The organism is Methylobacterium sp. UNC300MFChir4.1 (assembly GCF_900110155.1).
In the GTDB taxonomy this organism is placed as follows: Bacteria; Pseudomonadota; Alphaproteobacteria; order Rhizobiales; family Beijerinckiaceae; genus Methylobacterium.
Map to the genome: position 1 here is coordinate 170,176 of NZ_FOCS01000009.1, position 21,942 is coordinate 192,117.

Sequence of the window (21,942 nt, forward strand, 5' to 3'; positions counted from 1 at the left end):
CCCGGAGCGGGCGAAGCCAACTCTCCGCGGGTCGATCGCCGCAGCCCCACCGGTCTCCGACAAACGAAGACCCGAATTCGCACCCGCCAAGGCTCCGAGTAAAGTAAATCTCCTCAATATAGCCGAGAACGACGATTTACCGCCCGTTAATGCCGCATCCTTCAATGCTGCTCGACAGTCTTGCGAGGCGTCGCGGCGATGGTTCCTGTGTCGACATACCCGGTCCGGCGGCCGCCCCGGGATCGCCTGCGCCGGCCCGGGAGCCGCTGATGGACGCGCTCCTCGTCGACGACAGCGCCACCATGCGGATGCGGCTGCGCCTGCTGCTGGAGGCCAAGCCCGACGTGTCCGTCACCGATCACGGCGACCCGGTCGCCGCCATGGTCGAGGCGCGGACGCGGGCCTTCGACCTTGTCCTGGTCGACTGCCACATGCCCGACATCGACGGGATCGCTTTCATCCGGCAGATGCGGACCATCCCGCACTACGCACAGGTGCCCATCGTGATGGTCACCAGCGACATCTCGGACGCGGTGCGGCTCGCCGCCCTGGAGGCCGGGGCGACCGATTTCCTCGACAAGTCCATGCAGGGCGTCGAACTCACCGTCCGCCTGCGCAACATGATCCGGCTCGCCCGGGCGGTGCGGCGGCTGGCCGAGCAGGCCGCTTGGCTCGACGGCGAGGTGGAGGCCGCCCTGCGCCACATGCGCGAGCGCGAGGAGGAGATCATCTTCCGCCTCGCGCTGGCGGTCGAGTACCGCGACAACGACACCGGCGATCACACGTGGCGGGTGGCCCGCTACAGCCAGATCGTGGCCGAGGGGCTCGGGCTGGCGCCGGAGACCTGCCGCAACCTCTACCTCGCGGCGCCACTTCACGATGTCGGCAAGGTCGGCATCCCGGACGCCGTCCTGCTGAAGCCCGGCCGGCTCGACCGGGACGAGTTCGACCTCGTCAAGACGCACCCGGCGATCGGCCGGCGCATCCTGGGCGGGAGCGCCTCCGAGCTGATCCGGCTGGCCGCGGAGATCGCCGAGTTCCACCACGAGCGGTGGGACGGCGGCGGCTACCCGCACGCGCTCGCCGGCGCCGCCATCCCCCTCTCGGCCCGGATCGTCGCGGTGGCGGACGTGTTCGACGCCCTGACCACGGCGCGGCCCTACAAGGACGCGATGCCCTTCGAGGCGGCCCTGGACTGCGTCCGCGCCGAGAGCGGTCGCCATTTCGACCCCGACTGCGTGGCGGCGTTCTGCGCGCGCTTCCCGGACATCCGCGTCGCCGGCGGGCGGACCCGGGCGGGCATGCGGCCGAGCGCCGGGCCGGTCACGGAACCCTGGGCCCGGGTCCCGACCCTCCTGCGCGAGGTCGCCCCCGCCGCGCCCGACCCGACGGGGTGGCGCGCCGACACCCTCGACAGGATCCTGGAGCCGTCATCGGCCCTGTCGGCGAACCCGGAGGCGTTTGCGCCGTTGACCCCCGACCCGCACGGATCACGGACGGAGCCGGACCATGACCCCGACCTGGAAGACGCTGCCGGAGATCGCCCTGGTGCACGGGATCTCCCTGGAGGATGCCCAGCGCCTCGTGGACGGGGCGAACTGCCCGAAGGTCTTCCGCGCGGACGGCACCGTCTACCTCATCTGAGCCCGTCCCATCCGGGCGCGTCCCATGCGGGTGCATTCCATGCGGGCGCGCCCCGCGAGGCCGTCCCGGGCGGATGACGCGCGGCCCGGCGGGCCCTAACCTGCCGGCATGCGCATCGTCCACACGCCCGATTCGAGCCGGCACGATCCCGAGCGCTACATGCGCCGCGGCGCGCCGATCCCGCATCCCGAGCAGGCGGCCCGCTACGCGATCCTGCGGGACGCGGCCGTCCGGGGCGGCCACGACCTCGCCGAGCCGGCCGATCACGGCCTCGACCCGATCCGGGCGGTGCACGATCCCGACTACGTGGCGTTCCTGGCCGAGGCCTGGGCGCGCCGGGACGCGATCCCCGGCATCGGCGACGAGATCCTGACCGGGACCTTCGCCCGGCCGCAGATGCACCGAAAGCCCGCCGGCCTCCTCGGGCGCCTGGGCCTCTACACCGCCGACACCTCGACGCCGATCCGCGCCGGCACCTGGGCGGCGGTCTACGGATCGGCGCAGTGCGCGGTCGCGGCCGCCGACGCTGCGCTGGCGGCGGGGCACGCCTACGCCCTGTGCCGCCCGCCCGGCCACCACGCCTACGCGGACTCCGCCGGCGGCTTCTGCTTCCTCAACAACAGCGCCATCGCGGCCGAGCGGATGCGCGCCGCGACCGGCGGCCCGGTGGCGATCCTCGACATCGACGTCCATCACGGCAACGGCACGCAGGGGATCTTCTACGCCCGCGCCGACGTGCTGACCGTCTCGGTCCACGCCGACCCGTCCGACTACTTCCCGTTCTTCGCGGGCTACGCCGACGAGACCGGCGCCGGGGCGGGGGCGGGGTTCAACCGCAACCTGCCGCTGCCGCCTGGCTCGGGGGACGCGCCCTGGCTCGAGGCCGTGGCGGCGGGCCTCGCACTGATCGCCGCGCACCGGCCCCGGGCGCTCGTGGTGGCGCTCGGCCTCGACGCCGCCGCGGACGACCCGATCGGCGCCCTCGCGGTCTCCCGGGGGGGCTTCGTCGGGGCGGCGGAGCGGATCGCCCGGGCCGGGCTGCCCACGGCGCTGGTCCAGGAGGGCGGCTACCTCTGCGCGGCCCTGCCGGACAACCTCGCGGCCTTCCTCGCCGCCTTCGACGCCGCGCGCTAGGCCGAACGCCGCGGGCGCGCAGAAGGTGCCCAGTGCAAGGTGCGCAGTGAAGCTGCGCAGTGAAGGCGTGATGCGATCGTGATCGCCGGGGCGCCGGATCGGCCGCCCGGATATGGTCGACCCGATGCCACAACCGACCTATCAGGGCGGGGCGGGCGCCGCAGACGCGTCCCGGGCGGGAGGAGCGGGCGATGGACGCGGGCGACGTGGGCATGCGCGAGGCGGCCGGCGCACCGTGGCACGCGGGTCTCACCCGGCGCCACTGGCGGATCCTGTGGGGCAGCTATCTCGGCTGGATCTTCGACGGCTACGAGGCGGTAGCCCTGGTCTACGCCCTGCGCCCGGCGCTGGCCTCGATCCTCACCCCCGAGCAGGCCCAGGCGCCGGCCTTCTACGTGGGCCTCGCCATCGGCATCACGCTGCTCGGCTGGGGGATCGGCGGCCTGATCGGCGGGATCGCGGCCGACTACATCGGCCGCAAGCGCATGATGATGGTGTCGATCCTGGGCTACGCGCTGTTCACGGGGCTCACCGCCTTCGCGGAGAGCTTCACGCAGCTCGCCGTCCTGCGCTTCATCACCGGGCTCGCCATCGGCTCGGAATGGTCCACCGGCATCGCCCTCGTGGCCGAGACCTGGCCGAACCGGGCCCGCCCGAAGGGCTGCGGCTTCCTGCAATCGGGCTTCGGCGGCGGCGCGGTGCTCGCCGCCATCGTGTGGGCCGTGCTCGCCGCCACCGAGCCCCTGGGCGCGGAATCCTGGCGGATCCTGTTCGCGCTGGGCGCGCTGCCGGCCTTCGTGTGCCTGTACCTGCGCCGGGCGCTGGAGGAATCCGAGCAGTGGATGCGGGCGCTCAAGGCGCAGCGCTGGGCGGCCACCGCGGAGGACGCGGACCGGGCCCCGCGGCGCGCGCGGCGCCCGTTCTCCCTGACGGAGATCTTCCGCGAGCCCGAGAGCCGGCGGCGGGTCCTCCTCGCCACGCTCCTGTCCTTCGCCACCACGGTGGGCTGGTGGGCGGTCTCGTCCTGGCTGCCGGCCTACACGGAGGGGCTCGCCAAGGCCGCGGGCGCGCCGGCCAATGTCTGGGGCCCGCGCATGGGCATCGTCTACAATATTGGGGCGATCACCGCCTACGTGATCTCGGGCTTCGTGGCCGACGCGATCGGGCGCCGCGCCTTCCTGCTCGTGACCTATGCCGGCTGCATCGCCACGTCGCTCGCCTGCTACCTCTGGACCGGCGGGCTCGTGCCGTTCATGGCGCTCGCCTTCCTGAACGGGTTCTTCACCCTGGGCTTCGCCTTCTCGTGGATGGCGATCTACCTCGCGGAGCTGTTCACCCCGGCGGTCCGGGCGACGGCGTCGAGCGCGGTCTTCAACGGCGCGCGGCTGATCGCCTGGATCTTCCCGATCCTGGCCGGGCAGATCGTGACCGCCTTCGGGGGCGTCGCCGCGGCGGCGCTGACCCTGTCGAGCGTCTACGTGATCGGCCTCGTGGTGCCGTGGTTCATGCCGGAGACGCGGGGCCGACCGCTGCCGGAATAGGTCGGTCCGGCCCCCGCTCGGTCGGAGCGGAGGCCAGTCCTGGTCCTAGTCCTCGTCGTCCTCGTCCTGGTGCCGGCCCTTGAGCTTGGCGAAGACCGAATCGGCGTCGAGCCGCTCCTCGCGGCCGCCGTGATCGTCCTCGTGGTCCCGCTCGTCGGCGTCGCGGGCCGTGGAGACCTCGGTCGGCAGCAGCGAAGCGCCGGACTCGGCCGCCACCGCGGCCGGGCGGTCGGCCGCCGCGCGCTGGACCTCGAAGTCGAGGTTGATCTGGGTGGTCAGGCCGAGGGTGACCGGGTCCATCGGCTGGAGCGAGCCCGAGTTCCAGTGGGTGCGCTCGCGGATCTGCTGGATCGTCGACTTGGTGGTGCCCACGAGCCGGATGATCTGCGAATCCTTCAGCTCGGGGTGGTTGCGCAGCAGCCACAGGATGGCGTTCGGCCGGTCCTGGCGACGGGAGAGGGGGGTGTAGCGCGGGCCCTTGGTGGTGCGCTTCACCTCCGGCAGCTTCACCTTCGAGACGGCGGGCTTGAGCTTGTAGTGCGGCGCCTTCTGGGCCTTCTCGATCTCGTCGCGGGTGAGCTGGCCGGTGGAGACCGGGTCGAGCCCCTTGATGCCGGCCGCGACCTCGCCGTCGGCGATGCCCTTCACCTCCAGCGGGTGCAGCTTGCAGAAATCGGCGATCTGCTCGAAGGCGAGCGAGGTGTTCTCGACCAGCCAGACGGCGGTCGCCTTCGGCATCAGCGGACCCTGGGACATGCTTCTCGTGCTCCGGCCTGGCGGGACGGGGGCCGGGCATCGGGCCGCGGGCTCCGGATGACCGATCCGGATGTCCCGTCTCACGCTGTCGAATGGGGATGACGCACTATAGGCCCGGGCGGGGAGGGGCGCAATCGCGGGCTCGAGGCGCCGACTCGGATTCTCCGGGTCCCGGGAATAATGGCTAAGCTCGTGCCGTGAGCCTGACCGACTCACCCGCGAAGGCCGCGCACGGCCGGTCGCGGCCGGGAGTGCAGAGGATGGTCATCTCTCTGGCATGGTCCAGAAAAGCGAATGGCGAGTGGAGATTGACGCTCCGCCTCGCCATTCCTCTCTGGCCTCGGCAACACCTGAAACGGTGAATGCCAGGGACCGGCGGTAGCCGCCGTCGGTCCCACTCCCGAAGATAACGCAGCCCTTGCGGCGCAACAACGTTCCGGTCCGCCCCTCAGCGGGGGCGCACCCCGTCGAGGAACAGCCGCACCGCCGCCTGCCGCCGCCGCTCCTGCGCCTCCGGGTCGGTGGCGATGCCGTAGAGGGTCGCCTGGGACGACCGGCCGAGGACGAGGCTGAGGAACAGGTCGGCCGCGATCTCCGGATCCGCCACGGCGATCCGCCCGCGCCGCGCGAAGGCGTCGAGCAGCTGCGCCACCGCGCGCACGCCGCGCAGCCAGCCCTCCTCGTGGGCGAGGCGGGCGAGCTCGGGGAACTGCAGCGCCTGGGCCACGAGGTTGCGCTTGAGCATCGCCGCGCCCGGCGACTGCCCGTGGGCCAGCAGGGTGCGGCTGAGATCCTCCAGGGCGGTCTCGACGTCGTCGCTCCCGCCCTGCGCGGCCTGGGCCTCGGCCGCGGCGGAGAGCGGCGCCAGCCACGCGGCGATCCGCTCGCGCAGGACCGCCTCGAACAGGGCCCGCTTGTCGCGGTAGCGCGCGTAGACCGTCGGCTTGCTCATCCCGGCGGCCTCGGCCACCGCGTCGATGGAGGTGGCGTCGAAGCCGCGCTCCAGGAACAGGGTCGTGGCGACGGCGATCAGGTGCGCCTCGCGCCGAGCCGCCTCCGCGCGGGTCGGCCGGCCGCCGCGCCGCGGGCCCGCCTCCACCCGCTCGATCTCCGTGACCGTCACCCCGCGATCCTCCTTGCTCACCACCGCCGTTCGTCCTATTAAAACGATACCGTACCGTTTTGATTCTGGCCAGATCCGATGGACGCACGTCGCAGCGACAGCTTCAAGAGCGCCGACCCGGTCGCGGGTGCGCCGCTCACGACCCCGGTCACCGCGCCGGCCACCGCGGCTGTCACGCCCCCGGTCTCCGCGCCGGTCCCGGCCACCGTCTCGGCACCGGCGCCGCGCCGCCGCCGCGCGCGGATCGTGCTGCCCCTCTTCGGCCTGCTCGCGCTGGGCGGGGCCGGGACCTACGGCTGGCACTGGTGGAGTGTCGGGCGCTTCCTCGAGGTGACCGACGACGCCTATCTCCAGTCCGACAAGGTCACGGTGGCGCCGCGCATCGCCGGCACCGTCGCGGCGGTGCTGGTCGGCGACAACCAGCCGGTGAAGGCCGGGGACGTCATCGCCCGCCTGGACGACCGGTCCTACCGGGTCCAGCTCAGGCAGGCCGAGGCCGAGGTCGAGAAGGACCGGGCGCAGATTCTGGGCGTCGCCTCGGCGATCGTCCAGCAGCGGGCGCAGGTCGCCTCGTCGCGGGCCGACCTCGCCAACGCCGAGGCCGCCCTCACCTTCGCGCAGCAGGAATACACCCGCTACCAGAACCTGCTGCAGACCGGGTCCGGCACGGTGCAGCGCCAGCAGCAGGCGGAGTCCGACCTGCGCCAGCGCCACGCCGCCCGCGACAAGGCCGCCGCCTCGCTCGACGCCGCGCAGAAGCAGATCGACAGCCTGCAGGCGCTCGAGGCCAGCACCCGCGCGAGCCTGGAGGGCGCGCAGGCCAAGGTCGAGGGGGTGAGGCTCGACCTGAGCTACACCACCATCGTGGCGCCGATCGACGGCGTGGCCGGTGACCGGGCGCTGCGGATCGGGCAGGTCGTCTCGGCCGGCACCGGGCTCCTGACCCTCGTGCCGATGGGCCGCGACATCTACCTCGTGGCGAACTTCAAGGAGACCCAGACCGGCCGCATGGTCGAGGGCCAGCGCGTCACCTTCACGGTCGACGCCTTCGGCGACCACGCGTTCCGGGGCCGGATCGAGAGCTTCTCCCCGGGCACCGGCTCGCAATTCGCGCTGCTGCCGCCGGAGAACGCCACCGGCAACTTCACCAAGGTGGTGCAGCGCGTGCCGGTGCGCGTCGCCCTCGACCCGTCGGATCCGCTCATCGCCCGCCTGCGCCCGGGCCTGTCGGTGGAGGCCACGGTCCACACCCAGGATCCGGTCGAGCCGGTGCGGCCCGCCCGGCCGAGGCCCGCTCCGGCCCTCGTCAGCGAGGCCCTGCCCCGATGAGTCCGGCCCCGATGAGTCCGGCCCCGACGAGCCCCGTGCCGGCCGTGGCCGTGCCCGAGGCGAAGGCGAGCGCCCGGGACTGGCTCGCCGTGTTCGGCGCGATCCTCGGCGCCTTCACGGCGATCCTCGACATCCAGATCACCAACGCGTCGCTCGCCGACATCCAGGGGGCGCTCGGCGCCTCCACCGAGGAGGGCAGCTGGATCTCCACCGCCTACCTGATGGCCGAGATCATCGTGATCCCGCTCACCGGCTGGCTGTCCTCGGTGATCGGCCTGCGCCGCTACCTCGCGGTGAACACCATGCTGTTCACCGCCTTCTCGCTGGCCTGCGCGCTGTCGACGACCTTGGGCCAGATGATCCTGTTCCGGGCCGGCCAGGGTTTTACCGGCGGCGTGCTGATCCCCACCGCCATCGTGATCGTGCGCACCCGGCTCTCGAAGGCGCAGCAGCCCATCGGCATCGCGCTGTTCGGGCTGACCGCGACCTTCGCGCCCGCGATCGGCCCGACGGTCGGCGGCTGGCTCACCGACAACCTGTCGTGGCACTACATCTTCTACCTGAACCTGATCTTCGGACCCGTGGCGGCGGCGATCCAGCTCGGCGCCTTCGACAGCGTGCCGGCGCGCTGGGGCGAGCTGCTCAAGGGCGACTGGATCGGCATCGGCCTGATGGCGATCGGCCTGCCGGCCCTGACCTACGTGCTGGAGGAGGGCCAGCGCAAGGACTGGTTCGGCTCGCAGGTCATCGTGAACATGTCGCTGCTGGCGGTGGCCGGCATCGCCGGCTTCATCGTCCGCGAGCTCACGACCGAGCGCCCGTTCATCAACCTGCGGGTCCTGGCCAACCGCTCGGTCGGCGGCGCCTGCGTGCTGATGACCGTGCTGGGCGCGGTCTCGTTCGGGTCGATCTACATCATCCCGGTCTACTGCGCGCAGATCCAGGGCTACAACGCCCAGCAGATCGGCTACGTGGTGATGTGGTCGGGCCTGCCGCAGCTCGTCCTCTTCCCGATGATGCCGCTGCTGATGCGGACCTTCGACGCCCGGGTGCTGGTGGTCACCGGCACGCTGTTCTTCATCGCGAGCTGCTGGATCAACGTCGGCCTGACCCACGATGTCGGCGCCGACCAGCTGATCCTGCCGCAGCTGATGCGGGCCGTCGGCCAGCCGCTCTTCACCATCCCGCTGTCGCAGCTCTCCACCGTCGGCCTCGCCCCGCGCGACACCGCGGACGCCTCCGCCCTGTCGAACATGATGCGCAACCTCGGCGGCTCGATCGGCATCGCCATGCTGTCGACGATGATCGACCGGCGGGAGCACTTCCACTTCTCGATGCTGGCCGAAGCGATCACCGTCAACGCCACCCGCACCCAGGACCGGCTCGCGGCGCTCGCCGCCGGGATGCACGCCCGCATCGCCGACCCGCTGGCCGCCAAGGGCGTCGCGCTGGGCCAGCTCGCCGCCCAGGTCCGCCGCGAGGCCTACGTGATGGCCTACGCGGACGGGTTCTGGCTGGTGGGCGTGAGCCTCGTGGCGAGCCTCGCCGTGGTGGCCATCCTCAAGAAGCCGCAGCGCGCCGCCGGGCCCGTGGAGGCGCACTGAGCGGCCGGGGTCCTACCGCCCCGGCAGGTTGTGGACGATCGGGAAGAACGTGTCCTTCCAGTCCTTGGGCTCGGTCTTGATGGTCTTCATCGCGTAGAAGTGCCGGGCCTGGAGCATGATGCCGTAGGGCGTGGTGGAGAAGTTCGTCCCGGGCTCCTTCATGATCTCGACCAGGGTCTCGGGGGGCGTCTTCTCGTTGGTGGCCGCGACGTAGTCCTTGGCGGCCTTCAGCGGATCCCGGGCGATCTCGGCATTGGCCTCGTCGATGGCGGCCACGATGGCGGCGGCGAGCTTCGGGTTGCGGTTGTACCAGCCGGTCCGGGCGTAGAAGATCGCGTTGCTCACCGGCTCGCCGACCATCTCGTAGGAATTGAGCACCTTGTGGATCGCCGGGTCCTGCAGCTCGCGCTGCTGGAACGGCGGCAGCGAGAAGTGGCTGTTGACCTCGTTGTGCGGGCTCGCCAGCGCCGCCACGGCGTCGGGATGGCCGAGCTGGACGGTGAGCGGGTCGAGCTTGGTGGCGTTCTCGGGCCCGAACGCCTTCTTGGCGGCGATCTGCAGCAGCACAGCCTGGGACGAGACCTTCACGGAGGGCAGGGCGATCTTGTCCTTGGACGAGAAGTCCTTGAGTTCCTTCACGTCCGGATTGCGGGTGAGCAGCATCATCGGCGTGGTGCCGACCCCGCACAGGCCCTTCACGTCGCCCTTGGTGCGGTCGTTGAGCAGCAGCATGTTGGTCGAGCCGCTGTCGACGATGTCGATGTTGCCCGAGAGCAGCGCGTCGTTGCCGGCGGCGCCGCTCGTCAGGTTGACCCACTCCACCGTGACGTCCCCGAGGCCCGCGGCCTTGGCGTGCTTCTCGATCAGCTTGTGCTGCTCGGCCAGCACCGCGGGCAGGTAGACGAAGCCCGGCTGCCGGCTGATCCGGACCTTGGCATCGTCGGCCCGGGCGGGGGTGGCGAGCGCCAGCCCGGCCAGCAGGAGGACCGATCCCGCCCGCAGGAGCCGGCGGCGGCCCGGCAGCAGCGAGCCCGTCCGAGACGTACGCACCATGACGCTTCTCCCTGTGGCCCGGCGCGATCCTGAGCGGCGCCGGGCTTTCGTTGGACGGGGAGTGGACAGGCTCGGGCCGGCGCGCGCAAGGCCGTCTTCACGCTCCGCTAACGCAGAAGCTGCAAAATATCGCAGGTTGAAATCATCTTCTTGCAATCATCATCGCGGGGGCGCGGGTGAAGATCGGGCTCGGAGCGAAGCTCCACACCATCACGGCCACCGCGCTGGTCGGCATCGTCGCGGTCTCGGGCATCGGGCTCGTCAGCCTGAAATCCCAGGTCGAGCAGGACCGGATGGCCAAGACGCGGAACCTCACGGACGTCGCCTACGGGGTCGCGGCCTATTTCGAGGGCGAGGAGCGGGCCGGGCGCCTGTCCCGGGCGGACGCGCAAGGCGCCGCGATCCGGGCCCTCAAGGCCCTGCGCTACGACGACAAGGAGTACTTCTGGGTCAACGACATGCAGCCCCGCATGGTCGCCCACCCGATCAAGCCCGAGCTGGAGGGCAAGGATCTCGCCGCCGTGCAGGATCCCACCGGCAAGCGCCTGTTCGTCGACTTCGTCGAGACGGTGAAGCGGCAGGGGCAGGGCTTCGTCGACTATTACTGGCCGAAGCCCGGCGCCGACGCCCCCGTGCCGAAGCTCTCCTACGTGCGCGGCTTCGCCCCCTGGGGCTGGGTGATCGGCACCGGCATCTACGCCGACGACACCGCGGCGATCCTGCGGGACGCGGCCTGGAAGGCGGCGGCCGGCATGCTCGTGGTGGTGGCGCTGATCGGCCTGCTCGCGGCGCTGATCGGCCGGCGGCTGACGCGGCCGCTGCGCGCGCTGAACGGCGCCATGCACCGCCTCGCGGCCGGCGAGACCGCCGTGCCGGTGCCGGCACGGGAGCGCCGGGACGAGATCGGCGCCATGGCGGGCGCCGTGCAGGTGTTCAAGGACGCGCTGATCGCCAAGGCCGAGACCGACGCCCGCGCCGCCGCCAGCGCCGACGGGGATGCCCGGCGGGCCGCCGCCCTCGACCGGCTGACCCGGTCCTTCGAGACCCGGGCCGGGACCCTGAGCCGCGGCCTCGCGACGGCGGCCGCCGACCTCGAGGCGACGGCGCGGACGCTGACCGTCACGGCCGCCCACACCACCGAGCGCACCGGCGCGGTGGCCGCGCAGGCGGCCGGCACCTCCGCCGACGTCCAGACCGCCGCGGCGGCCACCGAGGAGATGTCGGCCTCGGTCCAGGAGATCGCCGGGCAGGTGAACCGCGCCTCGGAGATCGCCGGGCAGGCCGCGATCAGCACCCGCCAGGGCGAGGCGACCGTGCGGGCGCTCGCCGCCGGCACCGAGAAGATCGGCGACGTGGTCGGCCTGATCGCCTCGATCGCCGGCCAGACCAACCTGCTGGCGCTCAACGCCACGATCGAGGCGGCCCGCGCGGGCGCGGCCGGGCGCGGCTTCGCGGTCGTCGCCTCCGAAGTGAAGGCGCTGGCCGAGCAGACCGCCAAGGCGACCGAGGAGATCTCCGGCCAGATCGGCCGGATCCAGGGCGAGACCCGGGACGCGGTCGCGGCGATCGGCGCGGTCGGCCGGACCATCGAGGAGATGCGCGGCATCGCGGTCGGGGTCGCGGCCGCCATGGAGGAGCAGAACGCCGCCATCCAGGAGATCGTCCGCGGCGTGGCGAGCGCCGCCACCGGGGCGCAGGGCGTGTCCGAGAACGTCGTCGACCTGCGCCGCGGCGCCGACGAGACCGGCAGCGCCTCCGAGCAGGTGCTGGCGGCCGCACGCGACCTCACCCGCGGCTCGGACGAGCTCGACCACGCCGTGAAGGCCTTCCTGGCGGAGATCCAGGCTGCCTGAGGGCGCGGCCTGAGGGTGGCCTGAGGGGCGGGGCCCCCGCGGGCGGGCAGGGCGGCGCTCAGCCCGCGGAGAAGCCCCGGACCGCGGCCCGCACCAGCGCGTCGATCATCGGCCGCACGTCGCTGACCCCGAGGGGACCCAGGCTGCCGAGATCGGCGAGATAGGTCATGCCGTGGACGCTGGACCACAGCGCCCGCGCCATCACGGGGATTGCCGCCTCGCCGAGGCGGCCGCCGTCGCGCAGCACCCCCTCTAGGATCCCGAACAGGGCCGCGATGTCGGCCTGCACCGAGTCCGGCGCCGCCACCGTGCGCCGCTCGAAGATCGCCGCCCAGGCGGCGTGGTGCTCGGCCGCGAAGGCGAGATACGCGTCGGCCAGGCACAGGAGCCGCGCCTCTGTCTCCCGCGACGGACAGGCCGCCAGCGCCCCCGCGAGGGTGTCCCGGAGCCGGCGCATGGTGACGGCGTTCGCCTCCAGGCGCAGCACTTCCAGGCTGTCGAACTGCGTGTAGACCGAGCCGACCGCCGTGCCGGCCCGCTCCGCGACGCCGCGGGCGGTCAGCGCCGCCGCGCCGCCGGCGTTCAGGATCGCCACCGCGGCCGCGATCAGGGCCTGGCGATCGGCCGCCCGATCGCCGGGCTCCTTCCGCGGCCGCCCCCTCACTTTTTTATGAACCTCGTTCATTTTATCCCTTGCGGCCCGGCACGTCCCGTGTTTACTTGTTTCATGAACGACGTTCAATCAAATCCGGACGCGGTCCGGCCCGTCGTTCCCGCGAGGTGAACCGTGATGAGGACCCTCTCCTTCCTGATGCGCGGCGTGATCGCCGACAACGCCCAGGCGATCCACGACGCCCATGCCGTGACGATCCTGCGCCAGCAGATCCGGGACGCCGCCGGCGCCCTGGCGACCGCCCGGCGGGAACTCGCCGTCGCCATGGCCTACCACGCCGCCGAGGCGCGCGCCCTCGACGCCATCGGCACCCGCATCGACACCCTGTCTGACGGGGCGCGGCGGGCGCTCAGCGACGGGCGCGAGGATCTCGGGACCGAGGCGGCGATCCACATCGCCGCCCTGGAGGACGAGCGGGCCGACCGCCGGGCCGCCGCCGAGCGCTTCGCCGCGGAGGTCGAGCGGCTGAAGGGCCTGGTCGCGCAGGGCGGCGAACGCCTGCGGGACCTCGACCGCGGGCTCCAGACCGCCCGCACTACCGAGGCGCTGCGGCGGGCCGGACTGGAGGGCCGCCGGGTGACGACCCTGTCGGCGGGGGCGCTCGGGGAGGCCGAGCGGACGCTGGCGCGCCTGCGCGAGCGGCAGGCGGCCGAGGCGGACGTCGCCGCCGCGCTGACCGAGCTCGAGGCCGAGGCCGCGGGCGGGATCGAGGCCGATCTCGAGGCGGCGGGCTACGGCCGCCCCCGCACCGACCCGCGGGCCGTGCTCGACCGCCTCAGGGCCGGCGCCTGACCGGCGCCGCACCGCTTCCCCTTCGATCCTTCCTCAGGAGACCGCACCATGACACCGCAGATGCCCCATACCGGCGCCTGGAAGACCTTCACGCTGGTCAGCTTCGCCGTCGCCGCCGCCATGCTGACGTTCGGCATCTTCTTCCTGCCCGCCGACATCTGGATCAAGGGCTACCTCGCCATGGCGTCGCTGTTCCTCACGGGCACGACCTTCACCCTGGCCAAGACCCTGCGCGACGAGCACGAGGCGAAGCGGCTGATCAACAAGATCGAGGACGCCGCCACGGAGCGCGTCCTGCGCGAGGTGGTGCCGGGCCGGCTCTGAGGCCCGGCAGGCCCGCGCCCCGACCCGGGCGGCGCGCGTCCCGGGTCGGGGAGGCGGCGCGCGGCGGAGCGCGGCACCTCCCCGGATCGCTCACGCCGCGGCGTCCAGGAACCGGGCCACGACCCGGGCGAATTCCGGAGTCCGCAGGTAGCCGTAGGATTTGTGCCGGTTCTCGGCGCCGTCCGGCCTCCGGTAGGCGTTGATCACCGGTACGTCCCGCACCCGCACCCCGGCGGCGTTCGGCGCGTAGAGGGCCGCGAGGTCGTCGCCCACCGTGGCGATGTCCTGGCGATCCATCAGGTTGGTCCATGCGGCGAGCGCCGCAGGCACCCGGAGATCGCCGTGCTCGTCGGCGAGCTTCAGCTTCAATTCGGCGAGCCCGAGGGGCGCGCCAAGGGTGACGAGGTCGCAGCGGGGCATCGGCGTCCCGTCCGCCTCGGCGGCGCGCAGCACGTCGTAGGCGATCAGGCCGCCCATCGAGTGCGCGGCGATCAGCACGGTGTCGGATGCGGCCGCCGCCAGGGCATCGCGCAGGCGCGCCCGCGCCGCCGCCCGGAAGTCCGCGTCCTCGTAGTAGCCCCAGAGGTCGTCGAGGCGGTATTCCAGGATCAGGTCGTCCACCGGCGTCAGCCCGGCGGCCTCCTGCAGGTGCGACAGGCCGCGGTAGATCCGGTCGGTGAGGGTCGGCTCGGCGCGCTCCGGCTCCCCCGCCGGGGAGGGGAACGGCCCGAGGCCGTGATCGGGGCGGTAGGGCTCGCGGTTGCGGTCGCCCGCGAGCGGCTGCGGGTAGCGCAGGTCGGCCCAGTAGACGAAGGTGAAGGGCAGATCGGGCTCCGCGACCCGGAGCCCGAGATTGCGGTCGAGCCCCTCGCGGATCGCGGCGCGCCACCAGGCGGCCTTCTCGTCCCGGGGCGGCTTGTTGGCGAGCCCGTGGATGCCGATGATGTGCGTCCGACCCAGTGTCCGCTCCCAGACCGACGAGAGTGCCGGCCGGGCAAGATAGGGCCGCCCCGCGCGGACGGAACTGCGGCTTAGTTTCCGCGCGGCCCGCCGTCACGCCGCTGCCCTCCGCCGTCACCTGGCCGTCACCTCGCCGTCACGCCCGCCGATACCCCATTGCCACGCGGCCGCTCCGCCATAGCTGCGCTGCGGGAACCGGATCGGGCCCGGGGCCTTCTCCCACGACAGATGATCCTGCCGCGCTTGCGTCCCGGTCGCGCGGCCAATGACGAGGACGGTGGCCCGATGCGGCGCGCCCACAGCATGGATTTCGGGGCCGAGATGGTCGGGGGCGGCGTCCGCTTCGCCCTCTGGGCGCCCACCGCCCGGAGCGTCGACCTCGTCGTCGACGGCGTCGACCACCCGCTGCCCGAATCCGGCGGCGGCTGGCGCCGCACGGCCCTGCCGGGGGTGAAGCCCGGCGCCCGCTACGGCTTCCGCGTCGACGGCGACCTCGTCGTGCCCGATCCCGCCTCCCGCTTCCAGCCGGACGACGTCTCGGGCCTCAGCGAGGTGATCGACCCGCGGAGCTTCGAGTGGTCCGACGCGGGCTGGACCGGGCGGCCCTTCGAGGAGGCGGTGATCTACGAGTGCCATGTCGGCACCGCGACGCCGGAGGGCACCTATGCCGGCCTGCAGGCCCGGCTGGCCGACCTCAAGGCGCTCGGCGTCACCGCCCTCGAGCTGCTGCCGCTCGCCGACTTCAAGGGCTCGCGCAACTGGGGCTACGACGGCGTCCAGCCCTACGCGCCGGACGGCGCCTACGGTCGACCGGACGACCTCAAGCGCCTGATCGACGCCGCACACGGGCTCGGCCTGATGGTCTATCTCGACGCGGTCTACAACCACTTCGGGCCGGCCGGGAACTACCTCCACGCCTATGCCGGGACGTTCTTCACCGAGCGCCACCAGACCCCCTGGGGCGCGGGCATCAACTTCGACGGCAAGGAGAGCGGCGCCACGGTGCGGCAGTTCTTCATCCAGAACGCCCTGTACTGGCTGGAGGAGTACCATTTCGACGGCCTGCGCTTCGACGCCGTCCACGCCATCCTCGACGATTCGCCCCGCCACTTCCTGGCCGAGCTCGGCGAGACGGTCCGGAGGATCTTCCCGAACCGGCAGATCCACCTGATGCTGGAGAACGAGGCCAACCAGGCCCGCTGGCTGGAGCGCGACGCCGCCGGGCGCCCGAAGATGCACGACGCCCAGTGGGCCGACGACCTGCACCATTGCTGGCACGTCCTGCTCACCGGCGAGGACGCCGGCTACTATAAAAGCTTTGCCGACAAACCGGTCGCCCACCTGGCCCGCTGCCTCGCCGAGGGCTTCGCCTACCAGGGCGAGCCCTTCCCGACGCTCGACAACCACCCGCGCGGCGAACCCTCCGGGCACCTGCCGCCCTCCGCCTTCGTGACCTTCCTGCAGAACCACGATCAGGTCGGCAACCGGGCGCTCGGCGAGCGGCTCAACCACCTCGCGGATCCCAAGAAACTCGACCTCGCCCGGGCCGGGCTCCTCCTGGCGCCGCAGATCCCGATGCTCTGGATGGGCGAGGAATGGTCGGCCTCCGCGCCGTTCCTGTTCTTCGTCGACTTCGCGCCCGACGCGGAGCTGAACAAGGCGGTGCGCGACGGGCGCCGCCGGGAGTTCAAGAGCTTCGCGGCCTTCGCGGACGACACCTCCAAGATCCCGGACCCGACCGAGGCCGAGACCTTCGCGGCCTCGAAGCTCGACTGGTCCGAGCGGGAGCGCTCGCCCCACCGCGAGGTGCTGGCCGAGACGACGCGGCTCCTGGGGCTGCGCCGCGACGTGGTCGTGCCCCTGGCGAAGTCCGGCTACGACGGCGCCGCCGCCGCGATGCCGCGCCCGGACGTGGTCGACTGCACGTGGCGCTTCGGCGCCGGCACCCTGCGCTTCGTCGCCAATGTCGGGACCGAACCCTTCGCGCTGGATCCGGGCGGTGCCCGGCCGGTCTGGACCAACGCCCCGGACGGGGCCGGACGCGATCTCCCGTCCTGGACGGGCGTGTTCCTGACGGAGTCCCGCGCGTGAGCCGCCTCGAGACACTCGCCGACCTCGTCGGCGTCGCCCCCGGCTACACCGACGCCTTCGGCCAGCCCGTCGAGACGTCGCTGGAGGTGCGCCGCGGCCTGCTGGCGGCCCTCGGCTTCGCGGTGGAGGACGAGGCGGCGATCGCCGCGAGCCTCGCGGAGGTCGAGCGCCTGCGCCGCGGCCTGATCCCGCCGCTCCTGCCGGTGGAGGCCCGCCGGGCCGCCCGGGTGCCGGTGCGCCCGCAGGACGGCGCGCCCCACACCCTGGTCTGGCGCCTCGTCGACGAGCGCGGCGCCGCTCGTGAGGGCCGGGCCAACCCGCAGGGGTCGGAGCCCGGCTTCGAGCTGCCGCCGCTGACCCCGGGCTATCACCGCCTCACCGTCCAGGCCGGGCAGACCCGCGCCGAGGCCTGGGTGATCGCCGCGCCGCAGCGCTGCTGGCGCCCGCGGCCCTACACGGAGGAGGGCGCCTCCGACTGGGGCATGGCCGCCCAGCTCTACGGCCTGCGCTCGGCCACCAATATCGGCATCGGCACCTACGCGGATGCCGGCGAGGCCGCCCGCGAGGCCGCCCTGCGTGGGGCGGCGTTCTTGGGGCTCAGCCCGGTCCACGCCCTGTTCGGCTCCGACCGGACCAAGATCTCGCCCTACTCGCCCTCCTCGCGGCTGTTCCTGGAGACGCTGTTCATCGCCCCGCGCAGCCTGGCGGGGCTCGCGGGCTCCCGGGCCGAGGCGCTGCTCGCCGAGCGCGCGGACGCGATCACGGCTTTGCGCGAGGCCGCCCTCGTCGACCACCAGGGCGTCCACGACGTGCTCGACCCGGTGCTCCGGGCGCTCTGGGCCGAGTCACCGGCCCGGGCCGGCACCGACGCGGGCTTCGAGCAGTTCCGCCAGGAGGGCGGGGAGGATCTCGAAGCGCACGCCCTGTTCGAGGCGCTGTCCGAGCATTTCCGGGGGCAGGGGGCGCACTGGCTGGGCGACTGGCCGGAGGCGTATCGCCGCGCCGGCACGGAGGCGGTCCGAGCCTTCGCGGCGGAGAACGCGGACCTCGTCGGCTACCACGCATGGCTGCAGTACCTCGCCGACCGGCAGCTCGCCGAGGCCTCAGCGGCGGCGCTCGGGGCCGGCATGCGGGTCGGGCTCTACCGCGACCTCGCGGTCGGCGCCGACCGGGGCGGCTCCGAGATCTGGTCGCATCCCGAGCGCTTCGCCGACAAGGTGTCGATCGGCGCGCCGCCGGACCTGCTCGCACCGAAGGGCCAGAACTGGGGCCTGCCGGCCTTCGATCCGCTGGCGATGGAGCGCGACGGGCTCGCGGCCTTCCGGGCCCTGGTCCAGGCCAACATGCGCCACGCCGGCGCGATCCGGATCGACCACGCCTTCCAGCTCGCCCGCCTGTTCCTGATCCCGCTGGGGGCGGGGGCCCAGGCCGGCGCCTACGTGGCCATGCCGTTCGAGCCGATGCTGGCGGTGCTGCGGCTGGAGAGCCACCGCAACAAGTGCCTCGTCATCGCGGAGGATCTCGGCACGGCGCCGGAAGGCTTCTCCGACGCGCTGATGCGGGCCGGGGTGCTGAGCTACCGGATCCTCGCCTTCGAGCGCGAGGCCGACGGACGCTTCAAGCCGCCCTCGGCCTACCCGCGGGACGCGCTCACCGCCATCACCACCCACGACCTGCCGACCTTCGTCGGCTGGTGGCGCGGGGTCGACACCGACACCCGCCAGTCGCTCGGCCTCTACGATCAGGAGCGGGCCGAGGTCGAGCGGGGCGAGCGCGTCGTCGAGCGCCGCCGCCTCGCCGAGGCGCTGGCGGCCGAGCAGCTGCTGCCCTCCGCCGAGCCGCCGGATTCCGCGCCCTTCGAGGCCGCCGCCCGCTACCTCGCCCGCGCGCCCGCGATGCTCACCGCCGTCCAGTACGAGGACGTGGTCTCGGAACTCGCCCAGGCCAACGTGCCCGGCTCGACCGAGGGCTACCCGAACTGGCGGCGCAAGCTCGACCGGGATCTCGTGGACATCGCCGCCCCCGGCGGGCCGCTGGCGAAGCTCGCGGCGTCCCTCTCGGCCGAGGCGCGGGGCCCGCGCTCGGGCGCCGCGCGGCTCGCCGCGCCGCCGCCGCGCGCGACCTACCGGCTGCAGTTCCACAAGGACTTCACCTTCGCGGATGCGGGCCGGATCGTCCCCTACCTGCACCGGCTCGGGATCAGCCACGTCTACGCCTCGCCGCTCCAGAAGGCGCGGCCCGGCTCGACCCACGGCTACGACATCGTCGATCACGGCGCGATCAACCCGGAGCTCGGCGGCGAGGAGGGCTTCATCGCGCTCTCCGAGACGCTCCACGCCCACGGGATCAAGCTCCTGCTCGACATCGTCCCGAACCACATGGGCGTCGGCGGCTCCGACAATCCGTGGTGGCTCTCGGTGCTCGAATGGGGTTCCCTGTCGCCCTTCGCCGACGCCTTCGACATCGACTGGCAGCGGCTCGGGGCCGGGCGCAACCTCGTGATCCCATTCCTCGGCGACCGCTACGGTGAGGCCCTGGAGAAGGGCACGCTGGAGCTGAAGTTCGACCCCGAGACCGGCGCCTTCAGCGTCTGGCACTACGAGCACCAGCTGCCGATCCGCCCCTTGAGCTACCCGACCATCCTCAACCGGGTGATCGCCGCGATCGGGGCGGTGGACGACGACACCACCGCGGAACTGCTCGCCATCTCCGAGCGGCTGCGGGCGATGTCGATCGATACCGACGAGACCCGCCGCAAAGGCTTCCCCGAGGAGGCCGAGGGGCTGAAGCGCCGGCTCGCCGAGATCTACGGCGTGTCGCCGCTGATCCAGGAGGCCACCGCCAGCACGCTGGCGCTGCTCAACGGCTTCAAAGGCCGCCCGGACAGTTTCGGGCCGTTGCACCGGCTGCTGGAGGCGCAGGCCTACCGGCTGGCCCACTGGCGGGTGGCGTCGAGCGACATCAACTACCGCCGCTTCTTCGACGTGAACTCGCTCGCCGGCCTGCGGGTCGAGCTGTCCGACATCTTCCACCGCTCGCACGAGACCGTGTTCCGGCACGTCCGCGAGGGCCGGATCGACGGCCTGCGCATCGACCATATCGACGGCCTCGCCGACCCGCTGGGCTACGCAAGGGCGCTCCAGGCGGCTGTCGGACCGGGCTTCTACGTCGTCGTCGAGAAGATCCTGGAGCCGGGCGAGCGGCTGCGGCCCTGGCCGGTGGCCGGGACCACGGGCTACGACGTGCTCAACCAGCTCGACGGGATCCTGGTCGACAAGAGCCGGCGCGGGAAAATCGAGCGGCTCTACACCTGGGCCACGGGGTTCGACGAGCCCTACGGCTTCCAGCTCCGCGCCGCCAAGGCCGAGATCCTCGAGATCAGCTTCGCGAGCGAGCTGGAGGTGCTGACCACCGACCTCAAGGAGGTCGCCGACGCCGACCGGCGCACCCGCGACTTCACCGTCAACGCGCTCCGCCGGGCGCTGATCGAGATCATCGCGCGCTTCCCGACCTACCGGAGCTACCTGCCGTCGGATCTGGAGGAGGGCGAGGTCGAGCCCGAGGATGTCCGCCTGATCGAGGGCGCCGTCGCCAAGGCCAAGCGCTGGTCGAGCCTGCCGGACCGCTCGGTCCACGACTTCGCCGCCGACGTCCTGCTCGGTCGGGTCGAGACGGCGGGCCCCGGCCGGCCGGACCCGCGGGTGGTGCTGCGCTTCCGCCGCCGGTTCCAGCAGCTCACCGGCCCGGTCATGGCCAAGAGCCTGGAGGACACGCTGTTCTACCGCTACGCCTGTCTCCTCGGCCTCAACGAGGTCGGCGGCGATCCGGGCGAGTACGGGATCGACGCGGAGCACTTCCACGATCTGCAGATCGCCCGCGCCCGGGACTGGCCGAGCGCCATGATCACCACCGCGACCCACGACACCAAGCGGGGCGAGGATGCCCGCACGCGGCTGCTCGCCCTCTCGGAGATCCCCGAGGAATGGGCCAGGGCCTGGGACCTGTGGCAGCGGGTCGCCGGCCCGCACCTCGCCCGGATCGACGGCGAGCCGGCCCCGGACGCCAACGACCAGTGGATGTTCTTCCAGGCGATCCTGGGCGCCTGGCCGCTGGAGCTTCTGGAGCGGGACGAGGCCGGGGCGATCGCGGATTTCCGGGACCGGCTGATCGCCTACGGCGAGAAGGCCATGCGGGAGGGCAAGCGCCGGTCGAGCTGGGTCAACGTCGACGAGGTCTACGAGGGCGCGGTCAAGCGGCTGTTCACGGCGCTGATCGCCCCGGGCTCGGATTTCCTGAGCGCGCTCAGGCCCTTCGCCCGGCGTCTCGCCCATCTCGGCATGCTGGCGAGCCTCGGCCGGACGGTTCTGAAATGCACCCTGCCGGGCCTGCCCGACACCTACCAGGGCACCGAGATCTGGGACTTCTCCTTCGTCGACCCCGACAACCGCCGCCCGGTGGACTACCCGGCGCTGGAACGGATGCTGGAGGAGGGCGGGGCGCCCGCGGAGCTGCTGGGCCACTGGCCGGACGGGCGGGTCAAGCAGGCGACGCTGACGCGGCTCCTCGCCGAGCGGGCCGAGCGCCCGGACTTCTACGCCAGCGCCGCCTACGAGCCCGTCGCGGCCACCGGCGCCCGGGCCGACCACGTCATCGCCTACCGGCGGACCGACCCCGTCCAAGAGGGCGGCGACCTGTTCGTGGCGGTGCCGCGGCTGGTGGCGGGCTTCGTCGGGGACGCCGTCTGGTCGGGCGAGGCCTTCGCGGGCACCCGGGTCGACCTCGGGGCCGGCACCCGCTGGCGGGACCTCGCATCGGGGCGGGTGGTCCAGGGGGAGGGGGCCGATCTCGGCGCTCTCCTGCGCGACCTCCCCTACGCGGTGCTGCGGCGGGAACCGTGACCGCGCCGTCATCGCGAGCGGAGCGAGGCGACCCAGGGCAGCGCGACCTGGATCAGCGTGGCGCCGCTCGCAGAGACGGCGGCGGTCCGGGCGCGTCTTCCGGTGGCTCCTCCGCAGCCCTGTCACGCGACTCTGCTGAGACACGTCGGACCGGATCGCGCGGCACA

Annotated in this window: 15 protein-coding genes; 10 read left to right on the plus strand and 5 right to left on the minus strand. The window is 72.7% G+C overall.

Annotated elements, in window-relative coordinates:
• Positions 1 to 269 precede the first annotated feature (269 nt).
• The 3 genes from BMY19_RS14575 to BMY19_RS14585 all read left to right on the plus strand — a co-directional run bounded on the left by BMY19_RS14575 (position 270) and on the right by BMY19_RS14585 (position 4,319).
• A complete protein-coding gene (locus BMY19_RS14575; protein ID WP_100252113.1) occupies positions 270 to 1,721 on the plus strand; it encodes an HD domain-containing phosphohydrolase in 1,452 nt (483 codons plus the stop codon).
• A gap of 31 nt (positions 1,722 to 1,752) precedes the next feature.
• On the plus strand, positions 1,753 to 2,778 hold the full coding sequence (locus tag BMY19_RS14580) for a histone deacetylase family protein (protein ID WP_100252114.1): 1,026 nt from the start codon (positions 1,753 to 1,755) through the stop codon (positions 2,776 to 2,778).
• A gap of 191 nt (positions 2,779 to 2,969) precedes the next feature.
• Positions 2,970 to 4,319, plus strand: coding sequence for an MFS transporter (locus BMY19_RS14585; RefSeq protein WP_100252115.1), 1,350 nt, complete (start codon positions 2,970 to 2,972; stop codon positions 4,317 to 4,319).
• A 45-nt stretch (positions 4,320 to 4,364) separates the two neighbouring features.
• Here BMY19_RS14585 and BMY19_RS14590 read toward each other — a convergent pair whose 3' ends face one another.
• Positions 4,365 to 5,075 carry a DUF1013 domain-containing protein gene (locus tag BMY19_RS14590; protein WP_020093323.1) on the minus strand — a complete coding sequence of 237 codons (711 nt, stop codon included), beginning with the start codon at positions 5,073 to 5,075 and terminating at the stop codon, positions 4,365 to 4,367.
• 448 nt (positions 5,076 to 5,523) lie between these two features.
• Positions 5,524 to 6,219, minus strand: a complete 696-nt coding sequence (locus tag BMY19_RS14595) for a TetR/AcrR family transcriptional regulator (RefSeq protein WP_234080757.1) — start codon at positions 6,217 to 6,219, stop codon at positions 5,524 to 5,526.
• A 57-nt stretch (positions 6,220 to 6,276) separates the two neighbouring features.
• Between BMY19_RS14595 and BMY19_RS14600 the strand changes: the two genes are divergently transcribed.
• Positions 6,277 to 7,527, plus strand: a complete 1,251-nt coding sequence (locus BMY19_RS14600) for an HlyD family secretion protein (protein WP_100252116.1) — start codon at positions 6,277 to 6,279, stop codon at positions 7,525 to 7,527.
• A gap of 11 nt (positions 7,528 to 7,538) precedes the next feature.
• Positions 7,539 to 9,131, plus strand: a complete 1,593-nt coding sequence (locus tag BMY19_RS14605) for a DHA2 family efflux MFS transporter permease subunit (protein ID WP_042669795.1) — start codon at positions 7,539 to 7,541, stop codon at positions 9,129 to 9,131.
• Positions 9,132 to 9,143: 12 nt separating this feature from the next.
• Here BMY19_RS14605 and BMY19_RS14610 read toward each other — a convergent pair whose 3' ends face one another.
• Positions 9,144 to 10,184, minus strand: coding sequence for an ABC transporter substrate-binding protein (locus BMY19_RS14610; RefSeq protein WP_020093327.1), 1,041 nt, complete (start codon positions 10,182 to 10,184; stop codon positions 9,144 to 9,146).
• Between the two features lie 176 nt (positions 10,185 to 10,360).
• Between BMY19_RS14610 and BMY19_RS14615 the strand changes: the two genes are divergently transcribed.
• On the plus strand, positions 10,361 to 12,037 hold the full coding sequence (locus BMY19_RS14615) for a cache domain-containing protein (RefSeq protein WP_091978313.1): 1,677 nt from the start codon (positions 10,361 to 10,363) through the stop codon (positions 12,035 to 12,037).
• A 58-nt stretch (positions 12,038 to 12,095) separates the two neighbouring features.
• On the opposite strand, the gene BMY19_RS14620 is transcribed toward BMY19_RS14615, so the two are convergent.
• Positions 12,096 to 12,722, minus strand: coding sequence for a TetR/AcrR family transcriptional regulator (locus BMY19_RS14620; RefSeq protein ID WP_026604950.1), 627 nt, complete (start codon positions 12,720 to 12,722; stop codon positions 12,096 to 12,098).
• A 105-nt stretch (positions 12,723 to 12,827) separates the two neighbouring features.
• Here BMY19_RS14620 and BMY19_RS14625 point away from each other — a divergent pair, with 105 nt between their 5' ends.
• Together BMY19_RS14625 and BMY19_RS14630 are read left to right on the plus strand one after the other, a co-directional pair.
• On the plus strand, positions 12,828 to 13,502 hold the full coding sequence (locus BMY19_RS14625; protein WP_100252117.1) for a PspA/IM30 family protein: 675 nt from the start codon (positions 12,828 to 12,830) through the stop codon (positions 13,500 to 13,502).
• A 48-nt stretch (positions 13,503 to 13,550) separates the two neighbouring features.
• The gene (locus BMY19_RS14630) at positions 13,551 to 13,826 is read left to right on the plus strand and encodes a YiaA/YiaB family inner membrane protein (RefSeq protein ID WP_020093331.1); all 276 of its coding nucleotides are present in this window, start codon (positions 13,551 to 13,553) and stop codon (positions 13,824 to 13,826) included.
• A gap of 90 nt (positions 13,827 to 13,916) precedes the next feature.
• On the opposite strand, the gene BMY19_RS14635 is transcribed toward BMY19_RS14630, so the two are convergent.
• The gene (locus tag BMY19_RS14635) at positions 13,917 to 14,786 is read right to left on the minus strand and encodes a hypothetical protein (protein WP_100252118.1); all 870 of its coding nucleotides are present in this window, start codon (positions 14,784 to 14,786) and stop codon (positions 13,917 to 13,919) included.
• A 285-nt stretch (positions 14,787 to 15,071) separates the two neighbouring features.
• Here BMY19_RS14635 and treZ point away from each other — a divergent pair, with 285 nt between their 5' ends.
• Both treZ and BMY19_RS14645 read left to right on the plus strand, forming a co-directional pair.
• Positions 15,072 to 16,877, plus strand: a complete 1,806-nt coding sequence (gene treZ, locus BMY19_RS14640) for a malto-oligosyltrehalose trehalohydrolase (RefSeq protein ID WP_091926396.1) — start codon at positions 15,072 to 15,074, stop codon at positions 16,875 to 16,877.
• A complete protein-coding gene (locus BMY19_RS14645) occupies positions 16,874 to 21,775 on the plus strand; it encodes a malto-oligosyltrehalose synthase (RefSeq protein ID WP_100252119.1) in 4,902 nt (1,633 codons plus the stop codon). Before treZ ends, BMY19_RS14645 begins: the two co-directional genes overlap by 4 nt.
• Positions 21,776 to 21,942: the final 167 nt, after the last annotated feature.

Bases quoted from the DNA above. Each gene is read 5' to 3' on its own strand.
- BMY19_RS14575 (WP_100252113.1), top strand. From the start codon at position 270: ATGGACGCGCTCCTCGTCGACGACAGCGCCACCATGCGGATGCGGCTG.
- BMY19_RS14580 (WP_100252114.1), top strand. From the start codon at position 1,753: ATGCGCATCGTCCACACGCCCGATTCGAGCCGGCACGATCCCGAGCGC.
- BMY19_RS14585 (WP_100252115.1), top strand. From the start codon at position 2,970: ATGGACGCGGGCGACGTGGGCATGCGCGAGGCGGCCGGCGCACCGTGG.
- BMY19_RS14590 (WP_020093323.1), bottom strand. From the start codon at position 5,075: ATGTCCCAGGGTCCGCTGATGCCGAAGGCGACCGCCGTCTGGCTGGTC.
- BMY19_RS14600 (WP_100252116.1), top strand. From the start codon at position 6,277: ATGGACGCACGTCGCAGCGACAGCTTCAAGAGCGCCGACCCGGTCGCG.
- BMY19_RS14605 (WP_042669795.1), top strand. From the start codon at position 7,539: ATGAGTCCGGCCCCGACGAGCCCCGTGCCGGCCGTGGCCGTGCCCGAG.
- BMY19_RS14610 (WP_020093327.1), bottom strand. From the start codon at position 10,184: ATGGTGCGTACGTCTCGGACGGGCTCGCTGCTGCCGGGCCGCCGCCGG.
- BMY19_RS14620 (WP_026604950.1), bottom strand. From the start codon at position 12,722: ATGAACGAGGTTCATAAAAAAGTGAGGGGGCGGCCGCGGAAGGAGCCC.
- BMY19_RS14625 (WP_100252117.1), top strand. From the start codon at position 12,828: ATGAGGACCCTCTCCTTCCTGATGCGCGGCGTGATCGCCGACAACGCC.
- BMY19_RS14630 (WP_020093331.1), top strand. From the start codon at position 13,551: ATGACACCGCAGATGCCCCATACCGGCGCCTGGAAGACCTTCACGCTG.
- treZ (WP_091926396.1), top strand. From the start codon at position 15,072: ATGCGGCGCGCCCACAGCATGGATTTCGGGGCCGAGATGGTCGGGGGC.